The sequence below is a fragment of the Vibrio sp. JCM 18905 genome (assembly GCF_055393305.1).
Window position 1 is genome coordinate 570,318 of the sequence record NZ_AP043878.1, and the last position, 18,622, is coordinate 588,939.

Annotated in this window: 20 protein-coding genes; 11 read left to right on the forward strand and 9 right to left on the reverse strand. The window is 43.4% G+C overall.

All coding sequences use genetic code 11. From position 1 onward, the window contains the following. Positions 1–15 precede the first annotated feature (15 nt). A complete protein-coding gene (locus ACZ5ZC_RS02435; protein WP_054866909.1) occupies positions 16–450 on the forward strand; it encodes a hypothetical protein in 435 nt (144 codons plus the stop codon). Between the two features lie 79 nt (positions 451–529). Here the strand turns inward: ACZ5ZC_RS02435 and ACZ5ZC_RS02440 are convergent, their stop codons facing one another. Both ACZ5ZC_RS02440 and yjjG read right to left on the reverse strand, forming a co-directional pair. After that, complete coding sequence (locus tag ACZ5ZC_RS02440) at positions 530–1,069, reverse strand: NUDIX domain-containing protein (RefSeq protein WP_065645635.1); 540 nt, start codon at positions 1,067–1,069, stop codon at positions 530–532. Positions 1,070–1,120: 51 nt separating this feature from the next. Next, positions 1,121–1,795, reverse strand: coding sequence for a pyrimidine 5'-nucleotidase (gene yjjG / locus ACZ5ZC_RS02445; protein ID WP_029800868.1), 675 nt, complete (start codon positions 1,793–1,795; stop codon positions 1,121–1,123). 138 nt (positions 1,796–1,933) lie between these two features. Here yjjG and ACZ5ZC_RS02450 point away from each other — a divergent pair, with 138 nt between their 5' ends. From ACZ5ZC_RS02450 to ACZ5ZC_RS02475, 6 genes are all read left to right on the forward strand, one after another. Then, on the forward strand, positions 1,934–2,857 hold the full coding sequence (locus ACZ5ZC_RS02450; RefSeq protein WP_025571935.1) for a LysR family transcriptional regulator: 924 nt from the start codon (positions 1,934–1,936) through the stop codon (positions 2,855–2,857). Between the two features lie 114 nt (positions 2,858–2,971). Beyond that, positions 2,972–3,286, forward strand: coding sequence for a hypothetical protein (locus ACZ5ZC_RS02455; RefSeq protein ID WP_054866906.1), 315 nt, complete (start codon positions 2,972–2,974; stop codon positions 3,284–3,286). Positions 3,287–3,333: 47 nt separating this feature from the next. Further along, a complete protein-coding gene (locus ACZ5ZC_RS02460; RefSeq protein WP_005497912.1) occupies positions 3,334–4,020 on the forward strand; it encodes a helix-turn-helix transcriptional regulator in 687 nt (228 codons plus the stop codon). A 164-nt stretch (positions 4,021–4,184) separates the two neighbouring features. Then, positions 4,185–4,367, forward strand: coding sequence for a hypothetical protein (locus tag ACZ5ZC_RS02465; RefSeq protein WP_054866990.1), 183 nt, complete (start codon positions 4,185–4,187; stop codon positions 4,365–4,367). Positions 4,368–5,211: 844 nt separating this feature from the next. Further along, on the forward strand, positions 5,212–5,910 hold the full coding sequence (locus tag ACZ5ZC_RS02470; protein ID WP_464931728.1) for a hypothetical protein: 699 nt from the start codon (positions 5,212–5,214) through the stop codon (positions 5,908–5,910). Positions 5,911–6,259: 349 nt separating this feature from the next. Next, the gene (locus ACZ5ZC_RS02475) at positions 6,260–6,652 is read left to right on the forward strand and encodes a hypothetical protein (protein ID WP_054866904.1); all 393 of its coding nucleotides are present in this window, start codon (positions 6,260–6,262) and stop codon (positions 6,650–6,652) included. A gap of 137 nt (positions 6,653–6,789) precedes the next feature. On the opposite strand, the gene ACZ5ZC_RS02480 is transcribed toward ACZ5ZC_RS02475, so the two are convergent. Both ACZ5ZC_RS02480 and ACZ5ZC_RS02485 read right to left on the reverse strand, forming a co-directional pair. Next, positions 6,790–7,350, reverse strand: a complete 561-nt coding sequence (locus tag ACZ5ZC_RS02480) for a sugar O-acetyltransferase (protein WP_054866903.1) — start codon at positions 7,348–7,350, stop codon at positions 6,790–6,792. Between the two features lie 129 nt (positions 7,351–7,479). After that, a complete protein-coding gene (locus ACZ5ZC_RS02485) occupies positions 7,480–7,878 on the reverse strand; it encodes an OsmC family protein (protein WP_005393675.1) in 399 nt (132 codons plus the stop codon). 203 nt (positions 7,879–8,081) lie between these two features. Here ACZ5ZC_RS02485 and msrB point away from each other — a divergent pair, with 203 nt between their 5' ends. Both msrB and ACZ5ZC_RS02495 read left to right on the forward strand, forming a co-directional pair. After that, positions 8,082–9,224 carry a peptide-methionine (R)-S-oxide reductase MsrB gene (gene msrB, locus ACZ5ZC_RS02490; protein ID WP_203347692.1) on the forward strand — a complete coding sequence of 381 codons (1,143 nt, stop codon included), beginning with the start codon at positions 8,082–8,084 and terminating at the stop codon, positions 9,222–9,224. Between the two features lie 51 nt (positions 9,225–9,275). Beyond that, positions 9,276–9,422: a DUF2256 domain-containing protein gene (locus ACZ5ZC_RS02495; RefSeq protein ID WP_074189751.1), complete on the forward strand. Its 147-nt coding sequence runs from the start codon at positions 9,276–9,278 to the stop codon at positions 9,420–9,422. Between the two features lie 68 nt (positions 9,423–9,490). On the opposite strand, the gene ACZ5ZC_RS02500 is transcribed toward ACZ5ZC_RS02495, so the two are convergent. From ACZ5ZC_RS02500 to ACZ5ZC_RS02510, 3 genes are read right to left on the reverse strand one after another with little or no spacing between them, the layout of a single operon-like run. Further along, positions 9,491–10,198: an SDR family oxidoreductase gene (locus ACZ5ZC_RS02500; RefSeq protein ID WP_256952658.1), complete on the reverse strand. Its 708-nt coding sequence runs from the start codon at positions 10,196–10,198 to the stop codon at positions 9,491–9,493. Continuing rightward, positions 10,198–11,742: a cryptochrome/photolyase family protein gene (locus ACZ5ZC_RS02505; protein WP_464931729.1), complete on the reverse strand. Its 1,545-nt coding sequence runs from the start codon at positions 11,740–11,742 to the stop codon at positions 10,198–10,200. Before ACZ5ZC_RS02505 ends, ACZ5ZC_RS02500 begins: the two co-directional genes overlap by 1 nt. 3 nt (positions 11,743–11,745) lie before the next feature. Beyond that, positions 11,746–13,080: a DASH family cryptochrome gene (locus ACZ5ZC_RS02510; protein WP_256893965.1), complete on the reverse strand. Its 1,335-nt coding sequence runs from the start codon at positions 13,078–13,080 to the stop codon at positions 11,746–11,748. A 366-nt stretch (positions 13,081–13,446) separates the two neighbouring features. Here ACZ5ZC_RS02510 and gefA point away from each other — a divergent pair, with 366 nt between their 5' ends. Further along, positions 13,447–14,460 (forward strand): diguanylate cyclase GefA, encoded by a 1,014-nt coding sequence (gene gefA, locus ACZ5ZC_RS02515; RefSeq protein WP_005393654.1) that lies wholly within the window; start codon positions 13,447–13,449, stop codon positions 14,458–14,460. Between the two features lie 104 nt (positions 14,461–14,564). Here the strand turns inward: gefA and ACZ5ZC_RS02520 are convergent, their stop codons facing one another. After that, positions 14,565–15,143, reverse strand: coding sequence for an aldolase/citrate lyase/malate synthase family protein (locus ACZ5ZC_RS02520; RefSeq protein WP_054866989.1), 579 nt, complete (start codon positions 15,141–15,143; stop codon positions 14,565–14,567). A 176-nt stretch (positions 15,144–15,319) separates the two neighbouring features. Between ACZ5ZC_RS02520 and ACZ5ZC_RS02525 the strand changes: the two genes are divergently transcribed. Continuing rightward, positions 15,320–16,876, forward strand: a complete 1,557-nt coding sequence (locus ACZ5ZC_RS02525; RefSeq protein ID WP_104973366.1) for a DUF3612 domain-containing protein — start codon at positions 15,320–15,322, stop codon at positions 16,874–16,876. A 388-nt stretch (positions 16,877–17,264) separates the two neighbouring features. Here the strand turns inward: ACZ5ZC_RS02525 and ACZ5ZC_RS02530 are convergent, their stop codons facing one another. After that, complete coding sequence (locus ACZ5ZC_RS02530) at positions 17,265–18,620, reverse strand: diguanylate cyclase (RefSeq protein WP_464931730.1); 1,356 nt, start codon at positions 18,618–18,620, stop codon at positions 17,265–17,267. Between the last annotated feature and the right edge of the window lie 2 nt (positions 18,621–18,622).

The following is an 18,622-nucleotide window of genomic DNA, read 5'->3' on the forward strand; positions in this document are numbered from 1 at the left end:
AGGTAAGGAAAAGCTATGAAACTGTTCAACACCATCGCGCTCTGTCTTTTAGCGGCTGTAGCCTCTTTCCAATCGGTTGCTGGAGACAGCGATTGGGACAAGATTGCAGATAAAACCGTCAGTTTTAAATCGGAAACCGACACAGTCAATCCACTATCACCATTTGCTAACGCTCGTTTCAGCCACATCAAAATCAAATGTACGCAAGGTACGGTCGATCTGAAAAGCGTTAAAGTCATCATGAAAGATGGTCAGGAAAAGACGTTCGACAGTTTAGGTGTTCTGACTAAAGGCATGTCATCAAGAAGCTTAAGCCTACCAACGAAAGATAACGCGAAATTAGACAAGATCGAGTTGAACTATGAATCGGTTGGCAGCACAGCGCTACAAGTCGCGGGGGTGACCAAGAAAGCGAAAGTAGAAATTTTAGGTAAGAAAATCGACGAGTAAGCGATGGCTCAACGAGCTCACCCAAACTAAAAACAGCGGCACTAGGCCGCTGTTTTCATTAAAAAATCGTCATGGATAACTAAATGACTTTCTTCAGCTTCGCCAAACCATAAGCAGCGATAGTGACACAATCTTTGATCGTGCCGTCGATCATCATCTGTTCGAACTCCTCAACCGAAAAAGCGCGAGTGATCAAATCCTCTTCTTCACTGTCGAGTTGATTACCCACATCCGTTAAGTCACTGGCGAAATAGACGTGACATGTCTGATTCAAAAAGCCGTATGCGATAAACTGCGCGCCGACATACGCCATTGCGCTCGCCTGCATGCCCGTTTCTTCACGTAGCTCACCTTTGGCAAGCTCAAGATGATCCGCATCTGGGTTTGATTCCCACGCCCCTTGTGGGATCTCCCAACAACGTTGACCTACGGTGTAACGGTACTGCTGAACCAAGTGAATCATCCCGTTATCGATAGCCAGAATCGCAGCACAATCAGGTTTGTCGACCACACCATAGATGCCCTCTGCGCCGCTCGGACGTAAAATTTTGTCCTCACGCACCGTCATCCACTTATTCTGGTAAACGACTTTGCTGTCTAGCTGTTTGATGTCTGGCATGGTTATTCCTTGATTTTTCTGAGGGTTACTGCGGAATAATACCCGATTCGGTTACGCCACCAAAATGTTCTTTAGTTCACTCAAAGACTCAACGGTGTAATTTGGTGCGATACGCTCATCGACACTTGCGCCTGTGGTATTTAACCAGCAAGTTTCAATACCAAAGTTATTGCCACCAAGAATATCGGAATGCAGGTTGTCACCCACCATCAGTACACGCGTTTTGCATGGGTTGCCCATTTGCTGCATCGCGTATTCAAAAATGCCTAAGTCCGGTTTTGCGACGCCCACTTGTTCAGAGATCACCACTTTATCGAAGTACTCAGTCATCCCTGTGCGCTCAAGGCGAATTGCTTGCAACTCTGTAAAACCGTTGGTGATGATGCCCATTTTAGCTTTGCCTTGCAGCGCTTCCATCAGCTCTTTTGCACCTGGCAACAAACTGCAAATATCGGCCATTGCTTCTAAAAATGCGCTATTGAGATCGGCTGTTGTGGTATTCAACTTCTCAGCCCACTCGGTAAAGCGGTTATGTTTTAGCTCATCTGCCGTTACTTTGCCATCTTGGTAATCCACCCAAAGCGGTTTATTTACGGTTTGGTAATGAGCAAAATCTTGTTCAGTAAAATCTACGCCTTTGCGAGAAAACATAAGCTGCAAACCTTTGAAAGCATCAAAGTGGAATAAGGTTTCGTCAGCGTCAAACAGGATCCAATCGTACTTCATTTTCTTCTTCCCAAAATCAAGGTCGTAATACTGGTGCATAGTCTAGATTGTTTTCTTCTTGAAGATAATCTCTATAATTGGAAATTAATTGTATCCTTGTGCTCAACAATAAATGCTTCACGATGATAGGAGATTGATGTGAACGCGATTGCCTCCCTGCCCGTTTTTGTTGCTGTTGTCGAATGCGGCAGCTTTTCCCTTGCGGCCAAACAGCTGAATCTGACGAAGTCGGCGATCAGCAAACGCATCAACCAACTAGAAGACGATTTGGGCATTCGTCTCCTTAATCGAACTACGCGTAAGCTGAGCCTGACCGAAGCAGGAGAACGCTATTTTGAGTACGCCTCTCAAGCGCTCAATCTGGCCCAGCAAGGCGTGGACGCGGTATCGGAACTGCAAGGCTCTCCACAAGGTCGGCTCAAAATTACCGTGCCGATGTCTTTCGGTGTGCTGCATATCGCGCCTTTGATCAGCGAGTTTCTCGCTCGTTACCCGAAAATTGAAGTGGATTTAAACCTCGAAGACAAAATGGTCGATTTGGTTAAAGACGGTTTTGATTTGGGGATCCGTATTGGTGAACTCACCTCTTCCAATCTCATCGCAAAACGTCTCGCCCCTTGTAAAAGTGTGCTTTGTGCCTCGCCAGATTACTTAGCGGAGTTTGGAACACCACAAAAACCAAGTGATTTAGTCAGTCACAACTGCCTGCGCTATTCCTATTTCCGTGGCGGCGTCGAATGGATGTTCATCAACAACGGCAGCGAATACAAGGTGCTTCCAAAAGGAAACTTTATCGTCAATAACAGTGAAGCCATTCGCCAGTTGCTGTTAAGAGGTTCGGGCATTGCGCAACTGCCAACGTTTATTGCAGGAAGAGACTTTGCCGCAGGAAATCTAAAACCGGTGATGGAAGAGTATTCTCTACCAGAACACGCCATTTATGCGGTGTTCCCTGAGCGCAAGCACATGCCGTTGAAAGTAAGAGCCTTTATCGATTTTATCAGCGAAAAACTCGGCACAGATTTACCTTACTGGGATCGTTACAACAGCCTAGAAAAATAACCTATTGATGATAAGTGAGTGAGATTTCACTACTGACATGTTCTGACATTCCATCCGCGTAACCTTATTTGGAACTCAACAGGCAATCCGCCAAAACCAATAAGGAATCACAATATGGAAACCGTTATCGAAACTGTGCAATTTCGTCTAACCGCAGGCACAACAGAGCAAGACGTGATCGCCGCCGCCAAGCAGTCACAAACGTTTGTGAAGAATCTGCCGGGCTTTTTGTATCGCTCTCTCAGTCACGAAGCGACGGACGATGTGTGGACAGACATCATTTACTGGCGTTCAATGGACGATGCCAAACAGGCGGGAAAACAGATTAAGCAAGCCGCTGAATTTCAGCCTCTGTTATCAATGGTTGACTGCGAAAGCTTCGAGCTTAAACATCACAACTTAAAAATGTGCAGTGAGCTAGAGAAGTAATCAGCAACACTACCACTAACAACCAATAGGTCTAGATAAGGAACATCATGAGCAAATCAGAACGACTGTTTGAGCTACTCACGCTTCTGCGCGCAAAGCGTTACGCCGTGACAGCGAAAGAGCTCGCAGAAAGAATGGAAGTTAGCGAACGTACGATTTATCGCGATATTCAGTCGTTGCTTAGTTCTGGTGTTCCTATTCAAGGTGAAGCAGGTGTCGGCTACCTGTTGCAAGCGGGCTCTCATCTGCCGCCTTTGATGTTCTCAGAAAAAGAGATGATGGCGCTTGAACTGGGTATGCGGATGGTTCGAGCCTGGTCGGATGCCGAACTCGCCGAAGCGTCTCACTCTGCGTCCACCAAAATACTTTCGGTATTGCCCGATAAGCTCAAACAACAAGTGGAAGATTGTCCGCTGATTGTGCCCGATTATCACACCCAATCCGAGACTGCCAAACGAGGGCAGCTTCTGCGCCACGCGATTGATCATCAGTTTAAGGTCAGTTTGGATTACCAAGATGAAAGCGGACAGGTGACCGAGAGAAAAATCCAACCGTTAGGCCAGTTCTTTTGGGGCAAAGTCTGGACGCTGGTTGCCTGGTGCGAATTGCGCGATGACTACCGCCAGTTCCGCCTCGACCGTATCCAAGCACTGCGTATGCACGATGAAGAGTTTCAGAGTGCGGAAACCAAATCTCTCAAACATTATATTGCGCAGTATGAATCGAAAGATTGAGTGCCCTTCATCCTTCCATCACAAGGATTCCAAATTGCTCTGCTCAATACGCGATATTTGGAAAGGCACATTTGGTTAAACTAATGTTTCATTTTTAACAGATGCGCAACCAACCTAAGATCGTTAACTTAAGTAGCACGTCAACCACACCGGAGCGTGAAGCTATGAAAGTACTGATTCAATACACCCAAGCAGGGAAATATCGAGATCAAGCGTGGGAGTCTTTAACTCTTCGATCTAAAGGTGATATGCAGGCCGTTACCCCTTCTTATGCTGCCCAACTTATCGAACAAAGCAAAGCGACACTTGTGATGACAGAGGAGCAACAAATCGTTATTCATACATAACCGACTATTAGCCTTGTTTAACCAACCTTTGTTAGTTACGCAAGGCTTACATCTCGCCATTACACGTTATCAATTTTATATACGACCACCTATATTTACAAAAAACAATAAGATAGTTCTTATTTTCATTCTCGACATTCTTCTAAAGCGCCCTTCCATTCATAGCTAAGATATAGGTTATCTGTTAGTCTCTTTATTTCTTCATAATAAAGATTAGGATAAAACCTTGAAAAAGCATCGGTTTATTATAAGGACAGGTGCAATATGCAATTGATCTGGAACATTATTGGATACTTAATGTTCTCTGGTGTATTAGTTATTTTTTCCAGACATTCTTTATAGGTATCATGCACCTTTTAATGCCAAAAGACATTGTCAATAGCTACTTTTAAGAACCTTATTTTAACACTTTCTAACTAGCTCTATTTACAGGTTGACCTTACGCATTTTTCCGAACATTGATGTTTTTCGTTTAATCGTTCAACCTAGCTCAGGTGAAAAGCGAAAGTTACCCAGCATCTCTGGAAAGGTCCCTAAATAGTACCGCATATTATCCTTTGTATTAATATGGGTAATTGTCATAAACTCTTAAATTTTAGCGCTTATATTTTTTATCGCAGGTTTTTTAGCACTAGCGGTTGATATATGATATTGACTTATCCAGTTAAACCCACTATCACACTTTGAATGTAAATAATGACATTAACATTTTCATGAAAATAACAAATATATCAGCAATTTTTTATATTTTTAAAATGAAAGTCTAGAATTCAAAAAAATGAACTTTCTAAATATGGTTTTTTGTTAGTATCTGCACAAATAAATTGTTAGCTAGAGGTGCTCTGTGTCGGGATTGTTTGAGTATAAAATAAAAACTCATGATAACTTATCATCAATTATATTAAACATGTATGGCACTCCATATGGTAGCAAGGACTATCAGAGAGTACTGACTCATATAATGACATTGAACAAGCATATTTCAGATCCTAACCGCATTAAAGCAGGCGATATCATTTGGTTATCAGCTCTACCCAAATCAAGCACCCAACTTAACACTCAACGTAACAATGCTTTACCTCCTAAAAGTATCGCGAAGCTAGGGACTTACCCAGCGTCTAAACCTCAAATGTCTAGTTCTCCGCCCCATAAAGTTTTGCCTCCCAATATTCTCAGCTACAATCAACCTCCAAAGTCGATCTCAAATCAAGTTCCACCACAACATGCTGATATGTTTTGGGCGTTAGCATGGTTAGAAAACAACGCCAATATGATTACTATTCCAGGAGGTACCTTGATGGGTGCTACAGGAAACTTGATGAGTAAAGGAAATATTAAGCTCATTGAGAACATCAACGACCTTTACGCAAACTATAAAAACGGAGTAATAAGTAAAGGACAATATGATGGTCGACGTAAGAAACATCTAGACCTACTAAAAAAAATGTTGGCCCTATGGAAAAGCTGTTGTTTGGCAACAAAACGACTCACCAGTCTATTCGTATTGCTCGAAGTGGAGGATTACCAGCTAATGCTCATATAGTTAAACAAGCCGAAAAACTGAATAAAATAGCTCAGGCATCTAAAGTTGGCGGACATGTTTTAGTAGGTGTCGGTCTAACGGCTTCCTGTATTCAGATCGCGAATACACAAGACCAACATGAGAAGAATGAAATTTTTGTTGAGTCAATAACTAGCACAGCTGTAGGAATGGGCACTAGTGCGTTAGTCGGTCTATTTTTAGTATCAAATCCTATTGGTTGGGGGACTGCTATTGTACTCGCTGCGGGGACTACCGCTATTGGGTACGCCTCCGGTAAAACAGCTGTACTTGCATACAATAACTTTGGCTCTCAGCCTGACTTAGTTTCAAAGACACACTTGGGCGCCATATGCAATTAATTTGGAATATTATTGGATACTTAATGTTTTCTGGAATATTGATTATTTTTATCCAGACATTATTTATAGGTATCATGCATTTTTTAATGCCAAAAAAAATTGTCAATAGCTACTTTACAGAACCTTATTTTAACACTTTCGAACTAGCTCTATTTACGGGATGGCCTTACGCATTTTTCCGAACATTGATGTTTGTTCGTTTAATCGTCCAACCTAGCTCAGGTAAAAAGCGAAAGTTACCCGATATATCCAAAGAAGTGCCTAGATGGTACCGCTCACTATCAATTCTATTAATAGGAATAATTATTATAAACTCTTCTATGCTAATAGTCGTATTCTCTTCAGCTGGAATACTAGCATTAGTAGATAGTTTAAATGCTTAATACCTTATTGTTTTTCAAGATCAAGTTGAAACTTTGAAGTTGAATAATGTAGAAATAGCTTATTTGGGCTTAATGTAACTCGAATAAGCTATATTCTTCTCGAAAGCTATATAATTGTCACAACGACGCTTGCTCTCTTACAATAATTCTTCTTCGTTGAGACGACGAATCAACTTAGCAGGTGTGCCTCCGTATAGACAATCTGGCGGCACATCATGGTTGACGACCGAGTTCGCCGCAATCACCGAGCGAGCACCAATCGTTACACCTTGGTTAATGACGGAGTTACCACCAATCCACACATCATCTTCAATCGTGATAGGTTTACAAAACGTCTCCCAACGTCGGCGACTTCGGTAATCAACAGAATGAGAAGCCGTATACAATTGCACGCTTGGACCGATTAGCACGTGGTTCCCGATGGTAATTTTAGCGCCATCAAGCATGACCACATTCATGTTGATAAAGGTTTCTTCGCCGATTTCGATGGTTTTACCGAACTCGCAATGGAAAGGTGCTTGAACAATGCAAAGACCCGCTTTGCCAAACAGCTGTTTTTGTAATTCGTCGCGCTGACTTTCGTCGGTATTGTTATTGAGCGCTCTAAGTGCTTGAAGAGCATGACTTCTAATTGCGTCAATTTCTTTGTCCATGCCATCAAAGATTTGACCAGACATCATTTTTTCGAGTTCTGTCACTGGGAGACTCCTAAAACCTGTAATTACTACTTTCAGATTAATCACACGGTACGTAAATTTCGGAATAAAAAAAGAGAAAAGCCTGCACTTTTCTCTTTCCTGTTTTTATATTTTGTGGAGTCTGTCGACTTACACGATTTCCCAGCTGTGGGTCATCTCAACACCTTCACCTAGCATTAAGCAAACCGAGCAGTATTTTTCTAGCGAGTCAGCCGCCACTTTTGCTACGACTTCTGGGTCAAGCTCGTCACCTGAAACTTCAAAGTGGATATTCACTTGCGTAAAGATACGTGGTGCGGTTTCACGACGCTCTGTGGTTAGCTTGGCATTAACTGACAAGACCTTTTGGCCTGCCGTTTTCAAACCGTCGACAACATCGACAGAGCTACAGCCACCAGCGGCCATTAGTACCATTTCCATTGGGCTTGGTGCCGTTGCACCGCCATTGCCATCCATCACTACGGAGTGACCCGACTGAGATTGCCCAAGGAATTTAAAATCTTCTACCCATTTAACTTCTGCTTGCATGATTTACCTCATTTAGCATCGCTCGTTGAAGACATCGTTGCCCTATCAAGCGGTGTATTTCGTGTCGATACTTTAGCTTTCTCGCATAAAAGGGCAACGGAATTTTCAACATTGCTGTAATTTTTTCGCTCGGTTGCCTTTCTCTATACGTAACACTTTTTATTTCAGTCACACTTTCTACGGAAAACAACGTTGAGGTAGCTATGAAGAATATATCTAAGTTATTGGTCGGATTCTCTTTCGCACTTCCTGTCTTGTTCCTACTTTTGAGTAAAGCAGGCACCGCCGATACGATGGATAAGATGAAGGCTTCAGAGAATGCAGAAATCGCCACACTAGCTGGCGGCTGTTTCTGGTGTACAGAATCGGATTTGGAACAGTTGACTGGTGTAGTCGATGTCGTATCAGGCTATTCTGGTGGTCATGTTGAAAACCCAACTTATCGCCAAGTTTCATCAGGTAAATCAGGTCACATAGAAGTGATCGAAGTTAAGTACGATCCTAAAGTGGTTAGTTACGAGCAAGTGTTGGACTACTTTTTTCGTCATATCGATCCTACTGACGATAAAGGCTCTTTTGTCGACCGTGGCCCACAGTATCGCCCTGCTATTTTCTATCATAACGCGGAACAAAAGCAGATCGCAGAACAGTTTATAATGGAAATCGACAAGGCGATGATCTATCCAAAACCGTTGAAAACAGAATTGATCGAGTTTGAAAAATTTTATCCCGCAGAAGAGTATCACCAAGACTACTACAAAAAGAGCAGCTTAAAGTATAAGTATTACCGCTATGCGTCTGGTCGAGATAAATACTTGGATGAAGTATTTGGTGATGATCGTAAAGAGACCCCAAAAACGCTTCGTCAGTTGATCGAAGAAAAAAAGTTGATATCAAAAGTGAAAGCGTACAGTAAGCCTGCTAAGTCCGAGATCAAATCAAACTTAACGGATTTGCAATACTACGTAACGCAAGAAGAAGGTACCGAGCGTCCGTTTGACAACGAATATTGGGACAACAAAGAAGCGGGGATTTACGTTGATATTGTAACTGGTGAGCCGTTGTTTTCTTCTACCGATAAATACAAATCGGGGACGGGTTGGCCAAGTTTCACTAAGCCAATCAACCCAGGTTACATCGTTGAAAAAACCGATTACAAGCTGATTTATCCAAGAACGGAAGTTCGCAGTAAGTTTGGCGATTCTCACCTTGGTCATGTTTTTAAAGACGGTCCGAAGCCAACAGGATTACGCTACTGTATGAACTCTGCGGCAATGAAGTTTGTCCCTGTAAGTGAAATGAAAACGCAGGGGTATGAAGAGTATCTTTATCTCTTTGATAACTAGTTCGTATTCATTCAACTTCAAGGGCATACGATGGTGAATGGGGAGGACCAGATGAAAGGTTTTAAAACACAATTACCAACCAAAATCTGCTCTGTTTGCCATCGCCCATTTTCTTGGAGAAAGAAATGGGCAAGAAATTGGGACGAAGTCGTTTACTGTTCTGAGCGCTGCCGAAGAAACAAATCAGTCAAAAGTTAGAACCACAAAAACTTTATGCCGCACTGCTAGCCTTATTTTCCAAGGTAACGTGGCCCACAAGCTGCGCTTCACCAAGGTAACAAGGCACCATCATAAGCCCAAAATGCCCCACTATTCTGCGGGGTTGCTTTGTCAATCAATCCCCATAAGTCTCGCGCGACACGCTCTGGGCTAAACAGCTTTCCTTCAGGTACATTCGCTTGAAAAGGTGCCGACAAAGCCGTATCTGTTGTGCCTGGGTGAAGAGCGAGTACAGTCCCGTGTTTGACCATTCTCCGCCATTCAATCGACATGGTTTTGAGGAACATATTTAACGCGGCTTTCGATGCACGATAGCTGTACCAACCGCCTAAGTGATTATCACTAATACTGCCAACTTTGGCCGAAATGGTCGCAAACTTGGGGTTGGTACTGCGTTTTAACTTGGGCGTGAAGTATTTCGCCAACAGTAAACTCGGCAAAGTATTAACCATGATGGTTTGCTGAAAAAAGTCTGCGTCGAGCGAGCTAAGATTTTTCTCAGGACCTTTATCTTGGGTGTGCAACATACCAACGCAGTTCACCAACCAATCAACATGTTCAATTTGTTCACTGAACGCTGTCACCTGCTCGTCCTGCGATACATCCACTTGATGCCAAGCTACATTTGGGTGTTGCCAGTCTGGTTGATGCTTACGATAAGTGGCATGCACGCGAGCTTGAGGAAAGCGAACTAGCGCTTGTTGAACCATCGCCAATCCAATGCCGCCATTTCCACCAACGATCAGTATGTCCATTACAAGCTCTCCAAGTTTTCCATATAGTGCTCAGCAGTATCTAATATCGCTTGGCGTTGCTGCTCTTCCATATTGTCCCAAGATCGGAAAATCATCCCAATACGTGGATTCGTTGCTAAGCGTTTGTCGTGTTTGTTCATAAAGCGCCAATATAAGCTGTTGAACGGACAAGAGCCTTCTCCACTCCTAGCCTTATTTTCGTAGTGGCAACCCTTACAGTAGTCGCTCATTTTGTTGATGTAAGAGCCACTAGCCGCATACGGTTTGGTGCCAACAATCCCACCATCTGCAAACAGTGCCATACCGCGCGTATTGGGCATTTCTACCCATTCAATCGCATCAACGTAGATACCGAGATACCATTCATCCACTTGGTCTGGGTCGATCTCGGTTAATAAACAAAAGTTACCGGTTACCATCAAGCGCTGAATGTGGTGCGCGTAAGCGTAATCAAGAGACTGGCCAATCGCGTTTCGCATACAGGCCATTTTGGTTTCGCCGTTCCAGAAGAAGTCTGGCAGCTTTCTACTCGCTTCCAGTTCATTCTTTTTCGGGTAATGAGGCATGTTCGCCCAATAAACGCCTCGGATGTATTCTCGCCATCCCAAGATCTGACGAATAAAACCTTCTACCTGAGAAATGTCTATGTCGGCATTGGCATGAAATGCCTTAAGTGAAGCGTCAATCACCTCTCGCGGATTCAGCAGCTTACTGTTCAGCGAGAACGAAATCCGGCTATGATACAAGCTCCATTTAGCCTCGTGCTGACCTGTCATGGCGTCTTGAAAACGACCAAACAGTGGCAAACAGACCTGACAAAAATGCGCGAGTAAAGACAAGCTTTGAGAGCGATTTACTGGCCAAAGTAAATCACCATTTAATTCACCTATGGTTTGAATGTTGTGCCGACCTAAGCGCTCGACAATATCACTGACGTCATGACTAAACATTAATGGCTTTGGCAGCTGTTCAATGTCTTTTGCTTTAAGTTTATTTCGGTTATTGGCGTCGTAGTTCCACTTTCCACCAATAGGCTTACCGTCTTGCATCAAAATGTTGAAACGCTTACGCATACGGCGATAAAAGTGCTCCATCATGATGTGTTTACCTTGAGGAAACTGCGATTCTATTTCCTCAAACGGTAACAAAAAGTGTTCCGAATCGACGCTGCGCATCACGACCCCATCAAACTTTAGTTTGGCTAACTGCTCTAGTAAACGGTATTCGTCGGGGCGTTGATATTCAAACTTACTTGCACCAACTTCACTCACGTAGTGTTGTAAGACTTGCGCAAGATCCTCGAAAGACTGTGTGTCATCCAACGTAAGGTGCAAAACTTGATGCCCTTCTTCCTGCAGCTCGTTGGCAAAATTCGCCATCGCAGAGAAAAAAGCACACACCTTCTGAATGTGATGCGTAACGTAAGTATTTTCTTGTTTCAACTCAGCGACAAGGTAAAGCACCGAGTCGTCTACACGTTGAAACCACGAATGCTCGCTATTAAGTTGGTCACCAAGAATGAGCCGAACCGTCTCGTAATGCATTGGTTATCTCCCGCTCTCTTTTTTTGGCGCAATCGGCCAATCCACCATATCGACACTATCAAGATGTACGCCTACGCATCTCCCCTGCCATTTGTCGATAAATGAAAAATCTGGGTCATAAGTTTGTGTCTGCTTTTCTAGATTAAACTGACGTGAGCCACGTGGGTCAGCGCCAACACCAGCCAAATACTGCCAGTTGCCCCAATTAGAGCCGACATCGTAATCAATCAACTGAGTTTCAAAATAAGCAGCACCGTAGCGCCAGTCGAGTCCGAGTTCATGAACCAGACAGCTCGCGACCAGTTGGCGCCCTCGGTTAGACATATAACCCGTTTTATTAAGCTGATGCATACATGCGTTAACTATTGGAAAAGGTGTCTCGCCTTTCTTCCACTGCTTAAAGCGTTGCGCATAAAAACTGGTCAGTGGTGGCTGGTTGGCGATACCGCCAAATCGAAACAACTTCTGTTGATACTTTCTCGCGTACCAATAAAAGTATTCCCGCCACAACAACTCGAAATAGATCCAATAGGTTGAATCATTTGCTCCGTTCTTCCGCTCATATTGTTTGAGCATGGCATAGATGATTGTAGGAGAGACGCAACCATGAGCTAACCAAGGTGAAAATTTAGTTGAATACTCCACCCCATCAAGCCCATTGCGCGTCTGTTTATATTCACTCGCTAAACTTGAAGCAAAATAGCGTCGACAATGTTCAAGACCGCTCAGTTCTCCGCCATCAAATGCTGGTTTGGTGTCAAAGTAATATGTCGTGGCGGTAGGAAAATTCATACCTGAAGGTTCTGGCGGTAAAGCATGAACGCCCTCGTAAGGTTGAGAGAGGTCTAAACCTTCGACCTGCTTTCTAAATTTCGTGAAGGTCGCAGGCAGTTGCCTTAATTCAAATGGTAACTGTTCTTCGCACAACAAAGTACGGATCGCTTGCTGTTTTATGTTCACATGGGGAGTGCCTTCAATTGCACGCTCTAGTGCCTGTTGCTCATCCGAACCAGCAAACGCATCAGCATAAATATGAGTGATACCGAAATGACTGATGGCATATTTGATCGCTTGATAGGGCGTCAGTTCAACCGTCCATAATCGTTGCCCCAATTTAGCTAAAGATTGATTAAGTTCATTAAGCGATGCCTCGAGAAACTGCAATTTCGCACGCCCTAAAGAGGTCTCCTGCGCAAAGTGCTGCAAGTAAGGTGTCACCGAGGGGCGACAATACAAACAAATTAACTCATCCATTTCTGCATAAGCGTCTATCAACAGCGGGTTGTCATGCAAACGCAGGTCATTAGTGAACCAATACAGTCCTATTTTCTTATCCAAGTCGCACCCTCTTTTTGTAAACTCGTTTTTTGTAAACTCGGAGTCCCGCGTTCTTGTTGCAAATAGCCTAAGCGCTAAGTCTTTTATTCCACTCGTTGTTGTACGGGCAATAGAGCTTTACGATCATTAGGTTACTGACAATCTCACTAAACCAATTGGCTGGTCATCTTAGAGCCCTTAACACCAAAACATCGTTTGCACATGTTTCATACTAAGATTTTATAAAATTAAAATTTGGCGATATTGATAACGGTCTTAATCACTCATTTTTTATATAAACCATGCAAAAATGATAAAAATTAAAGCGATATTGGTTAATATCCGTTAATCTAAGTCCAATTCCATTTTGCTAGTACCATCGCAGAAATGACCGACGAGTTTAAAAAATCGACCGCTAATTTGAAAAAAGCGGTCCCACTAATGATCAAAAATCATGTTGCTGCCACGCCAGCCAACTATGCGCTTTGGTATACCTACGTTGACAAGACCATTCCTGAACTCAACTTTGAGTTAGATACGGTGTTAGAAAACTACGGTATCTGCCCGCCTGCAACCAATAAACAGCTTTATAACAACTATGTTGCCAGTAAAGCAGAAACCAGCCTTGAAGATCTTAGAACCAATGTAGAAGTTCTGCTGCATGAAGTGTCCAGCTCGATGAGCGATACACTTTCAGATACTTCTTCCTTTTCTGAAATGGTAGACAAAAGTTTTAATAAGCTAGAAAAAGTTGAAGACAACAGCTTAAGTATTGAAGAAGTGATGGTGGTGATTCGTCAACTTGTCGCAGAGTCACACGAAATTCGTCACTCGACAAAGTTTTTGAATAGCCAATTAACTAATGCGAGTGAAGAAATTTCTCGCCTCAAAAATCAGCTGGCAGAAGTACAGCAAGACGCATTATTTGATGGTTTATCCAACCTTTACAACCGTCGAGCTTTTGATAAAGATCTGTCTTCGCTTATCGCATCAAATCAAGCAATGACCTTGATCATGCTTGATATCGACCATTTCAAGTCATTTAACGATAATTATGGCCATCTTTTCGGCGATACGGTGCTAAAAGCCATTGCTCGTCGACTACAACAAAGCTGTCGAGATGGAATATGCGCGTATCGTTTTGGTGGTGAAGAGTTCGCTTTAATTGTGCCCAATAAGTCCCTGCGAATTGCTCGCCAATATGCAGACACACTACGCCGCATGATAGAAAAACTGCGCATCAGAGATAAGCGTTCTGGTACACAAGTTCACAGCATTACCGCTTCTTTTGGGGTAGCAGAATATGAGGTGGGTGATACGCCTGAAGCTCTGGTCAATAAAGCCGATAAGCAACTTTATGAGGCAAAACAACTCGGTCGTAACCGCGTGATGCCCATTTAAATCAACTTGTTATGTAAGCTTGGTTAATAGGACCGACTTTTTCGAAATAGAATAAAAACCCCGCACTATTGAGTGCGGGGTCTATTTATCTGGCGCTTCACATCTTAATCGACACTGTAGCAGTAGCTTAGAATATAGTCGTCACCGTTTTTCGCAGTGTATTCTTTATCTTCACTGCATGCCATCGGCTTACCTTTTTTGTCGCCTTTGATTAGGCTGATCCAGTGGCGCATCGCCGTCGGCGCATTGCCCGTTAGTTCCGGATTAAACGTAGTGCGGCTTTCCAATTGAATGTCATCAATATCCATCAACTCCACACAACCGGTGCCTTTGTGACAGCCAAATAGCACTTCTACGTGGTTACCCGAATCGTCTTTAAACAAGATCGATTTTGGATCTTCTTTCTCACCCGTATACGCCACAAAGTGTTTTGGGCTTTTCAGGCCGCTGTGTGTGCCGTCTTTGAAGTAAGCCAATACATGGCGGTAATCAATTACGTAACTTGATACATCTTGGTGCGACCCGTTCTCCAATGGGAACATGCGGTCTAGTAGTTGCTTCGCTTTTACTTGCTTCTCGCTCTGCTGCTCAGCACTTACCGCTTCGACGGCAAATACAGCTTCAGCGATAAATGGGCGTTGTTGTTGTTGCATCTCTTTTTTATCGAAGTTCAGCATATTCATCGTCATATCCTCGCACTTAAAAAAACTCGTCCTAGAGTAAAAACTTAATTCCTTCGTTTAAGTTTCAGGCAATTCTGTGAAGTTGATGGTTAATTTCCTTGCCTGCTTATTATGTAGACTAGCGAAATATTGACTACAATTTCACAACAAAAATTTTACAATGTGAATTTTACAAAATGTCTGTGTCAAAAAGCCTTATTCGTCAGTCCCATTTTCTAGGTACGAAAATTCGCAACCTAAGGAAAAACAACCATTTAACTATGGAGGATTTATCTGCACGCTGTGTAAGGATCAATCCTGAGTACGCACCGTCGGTATCTTACCTTTCGATGATAGAGCGCGGAAAACGCGTTCCGAGTATTGATATGCTCGAAGTAATCGCGGAAGTTTTTCAAAAAGATCCTGCGTGGTTTTTAGATGATGAACCGGAATTAGAAGCCATTACACCCAACAAAGGGAATCGTGGCGGTATCAACGGTATGGCATTGGAGCCGAGCTTTTTGTTCTCCAATGATATTCTCCAAATCGCGATTCCAGAGATGTTGTCTCAAACGGGTATTACTGGACGTCAATTCGCCCACTTGTTGATCCGTGCGCACCAAGAGAACCATCAAAACCATTTTCCTGATTTAGAACGCGCAGCCGAAGAGGTCGGCTTGAAACGCCTGAATCTATCGGTAGAAGATCTGATAGATATTGCGAAAAGCATGGGGTTGGATATTCGCTGGGTAGACCGAGCACCACAGGATGTGATTGATGAACTGGGCGTCAGCGCCAAACAGTTGATTACGTCTTTCATGGAGCCACCTGGCACCATTTATCTCAATAAACGAATGCGTGACTACCCAACCCGATTGAAATATGACTTGGCGGTATACATCGGCCATCGCGTGCTCCATAGCAGTGATGCAATGAATAACGTTTTGTCTATTGGGCATCAAAACAACTGGGAGCAAATGGACAGCCCAGTTTCCAACTCTGAGCTCAACTCGCAAGATATCCTACAAGCTTGGCGCGATTTTGAGTCCAGCTTTTTTGCTGGTGCCCTGCTTTGCCCCAAAGTACCATTTCGTCAGTTGCTTGACCGTTCCGGTTACGAAATTGATGTTCACAAAAAGGCCGGCGTTTCTCCTTCCGTTGCGATGCGTCGTATGACCGTGGTTTCTCCGTACCCTCATTGGCACTACTTTGATGCCTATGGTCCGGGCAAGTTGAAAGCGGTATATCGTGGAAATGGCATCCCGCTTCCTTGGGGCAATATGCGCAAAGTGAACGATCCTTGCCAACACTGGGCTGTATTTAGACGTCTAGCCCAACCTTTGGATACCAGTTCAGCGCAAATTTCGATTTTGAATGTGGGCGACGAGCCACGTATTTACTGTTGTGAATCAGTCAACGTATTTGACCCTGCGGGGAACAACCGAGTGTTGTGCGCGGGGATAGATTTAAACCCTGCGATTTCTGCGCAAGGTGGTGATGCAGTTTCTATTGCGGAAGAGCTGAAGTCACTTTGTGTCGCTTCCGGCGGAAGTAGTGTCATTCCTCCCCACATCAAAAAAGACTTAACAACCATTGCTAAGATATTAAACATCAATTGGATAGAACGAGGTATTCAAACCCAAGCTAGGCTAATCTGCTCAAGAGGGGCCGTTTGTCCAAGGCAGCCTAGTTGTTACAGTAAGTGCGGAGAAGCCGATGAGACAGGTGACAACGTGAATATTATTGGTCTCTAGAAAGAAAAAACGCCAATCACAATAATCGTGATTGGCGGTATATACTTGTGAACAATGTGTATTCACTAACAACGTCAGTTGGCTAGGTGACCCTCGGCTTAATAAGGGTCACTCTAGATAAAGCACGATGCGTGCCAACTTTAAAAAGGCCGTTTTTTAATAGATCCAGATGCATATCGTTGCTTTATTAACCATAAATTTCGCAAACTGCATTTGCAAAATGCAACAACGTGCAAATATGCCACTTTATGCACTTCTAATAATGACTCTCTCAGCAAAGAGTCTATTGACATGTAAAGTCATATATTCTTATACCCAAATGATGGTGAGATTTCGGATTCTCAACCTTACCACTGCTCCAAAGTCCTGATTGAAACTGGGCTCAGGCTCATCCGCCATGTTTTTGTTGATACATTCTCTCATCAGCGATTTTCATCATTTGCTCTGGAGATGACATGTCCGGATCAAATATCGCGTACCCAATGCTGGTTCTCAGGTAGATGAACGCTTCATCGTAAATCACGGGCGTCGAACATAAAGCTAACCTGAGCTTTTGTAGCAGAGACTGAACATTTTCTTCCGTCCCAGGATTATGAACGACAACTAAAAACTCATCACCTCCCATTCGGGCCACTATATCTGATTTACGCAGAGAGCTTCTCACTCTTTCAGCTGTAGCGACTAAGACCTTGTCGCCTGCGTCATGACCATAGGTATCGTTAATATGTTTAAACCTATCCAGATCTATATTGATTAAGGCGAAGCTGTAACGCTTTTTGTAACGTTTCGCTATTTCAAACTGCTGCTTGTAAAACTTCATAAAATAGCGACGGTTTGGTAAGTGTGTCAGTTCATCATGCAATGCTCTATCATCCGCAATGGTGTACAAGCGATAAATCGCAATAAGCGCGAGGCTCAGTGCAAAAACAATGGGATAACCGATGAGCCTTGCTAAATAAAGCTGATGCCAAGGAATTTGATGGTCGAGTTTGTCTCCGGAGAAAACCACCATACTCCACCCACCATAAGGAAAATGAACCATTTCTTTCGCGTATGGCTTTTTGGTTTCACTCAGTGCGCCAAAGAAAACGTCACCAAAAGCACCGCCACTGTCGTAACCACGAATCATCAAAGGATAGCGATAAGAAAAATCGATCACGCCAGTTTCTCGCATCAGAGCATCAAAATTAATCACCGCACTGATCACACCCCAATAATCCTGGTTCAACGGTGGATCAAGAAAAACCGGAACCCGCACGATCAAGCCTTTGCCGCCTTGAATCAAGTTGACAGGTCCTGCTATAAATATTTCTTGTATATCTTTAGCTTTTTGCACCTGTACCCACTGCTGTGGCACCGTTCGGTAATCGAGGCCGATTAAACGCTCATTACCTTGGCGGGGAAATATATGACTGATAACATCATTCTTCGCAATGCCAATGATCGTAATATGTTTGCTTTTGTTCAGAATGCGGTGAGCCGCAATGTTCAATTCGTCTTCTTGGTTTTTAGGCAGTAAAGTAATGAGTGTCGCCAAGGTACTGGCTTTATAGATATCCGCCATAAGTACCGCTTCCAAATTGGAACGGAGGGTGGAAAGTTGCTCTTTGGCCTCAACTTGAACTCGCTCTTGGTGAAGCTCTTGCTGATTTCGATGCAACAGCTCAATAACCCCAACGCATAAAGCGAAAAAACTGAGGAAGAACAATGCAAAATAGCATCGCTTTCTGGGTAAATAACGCATTT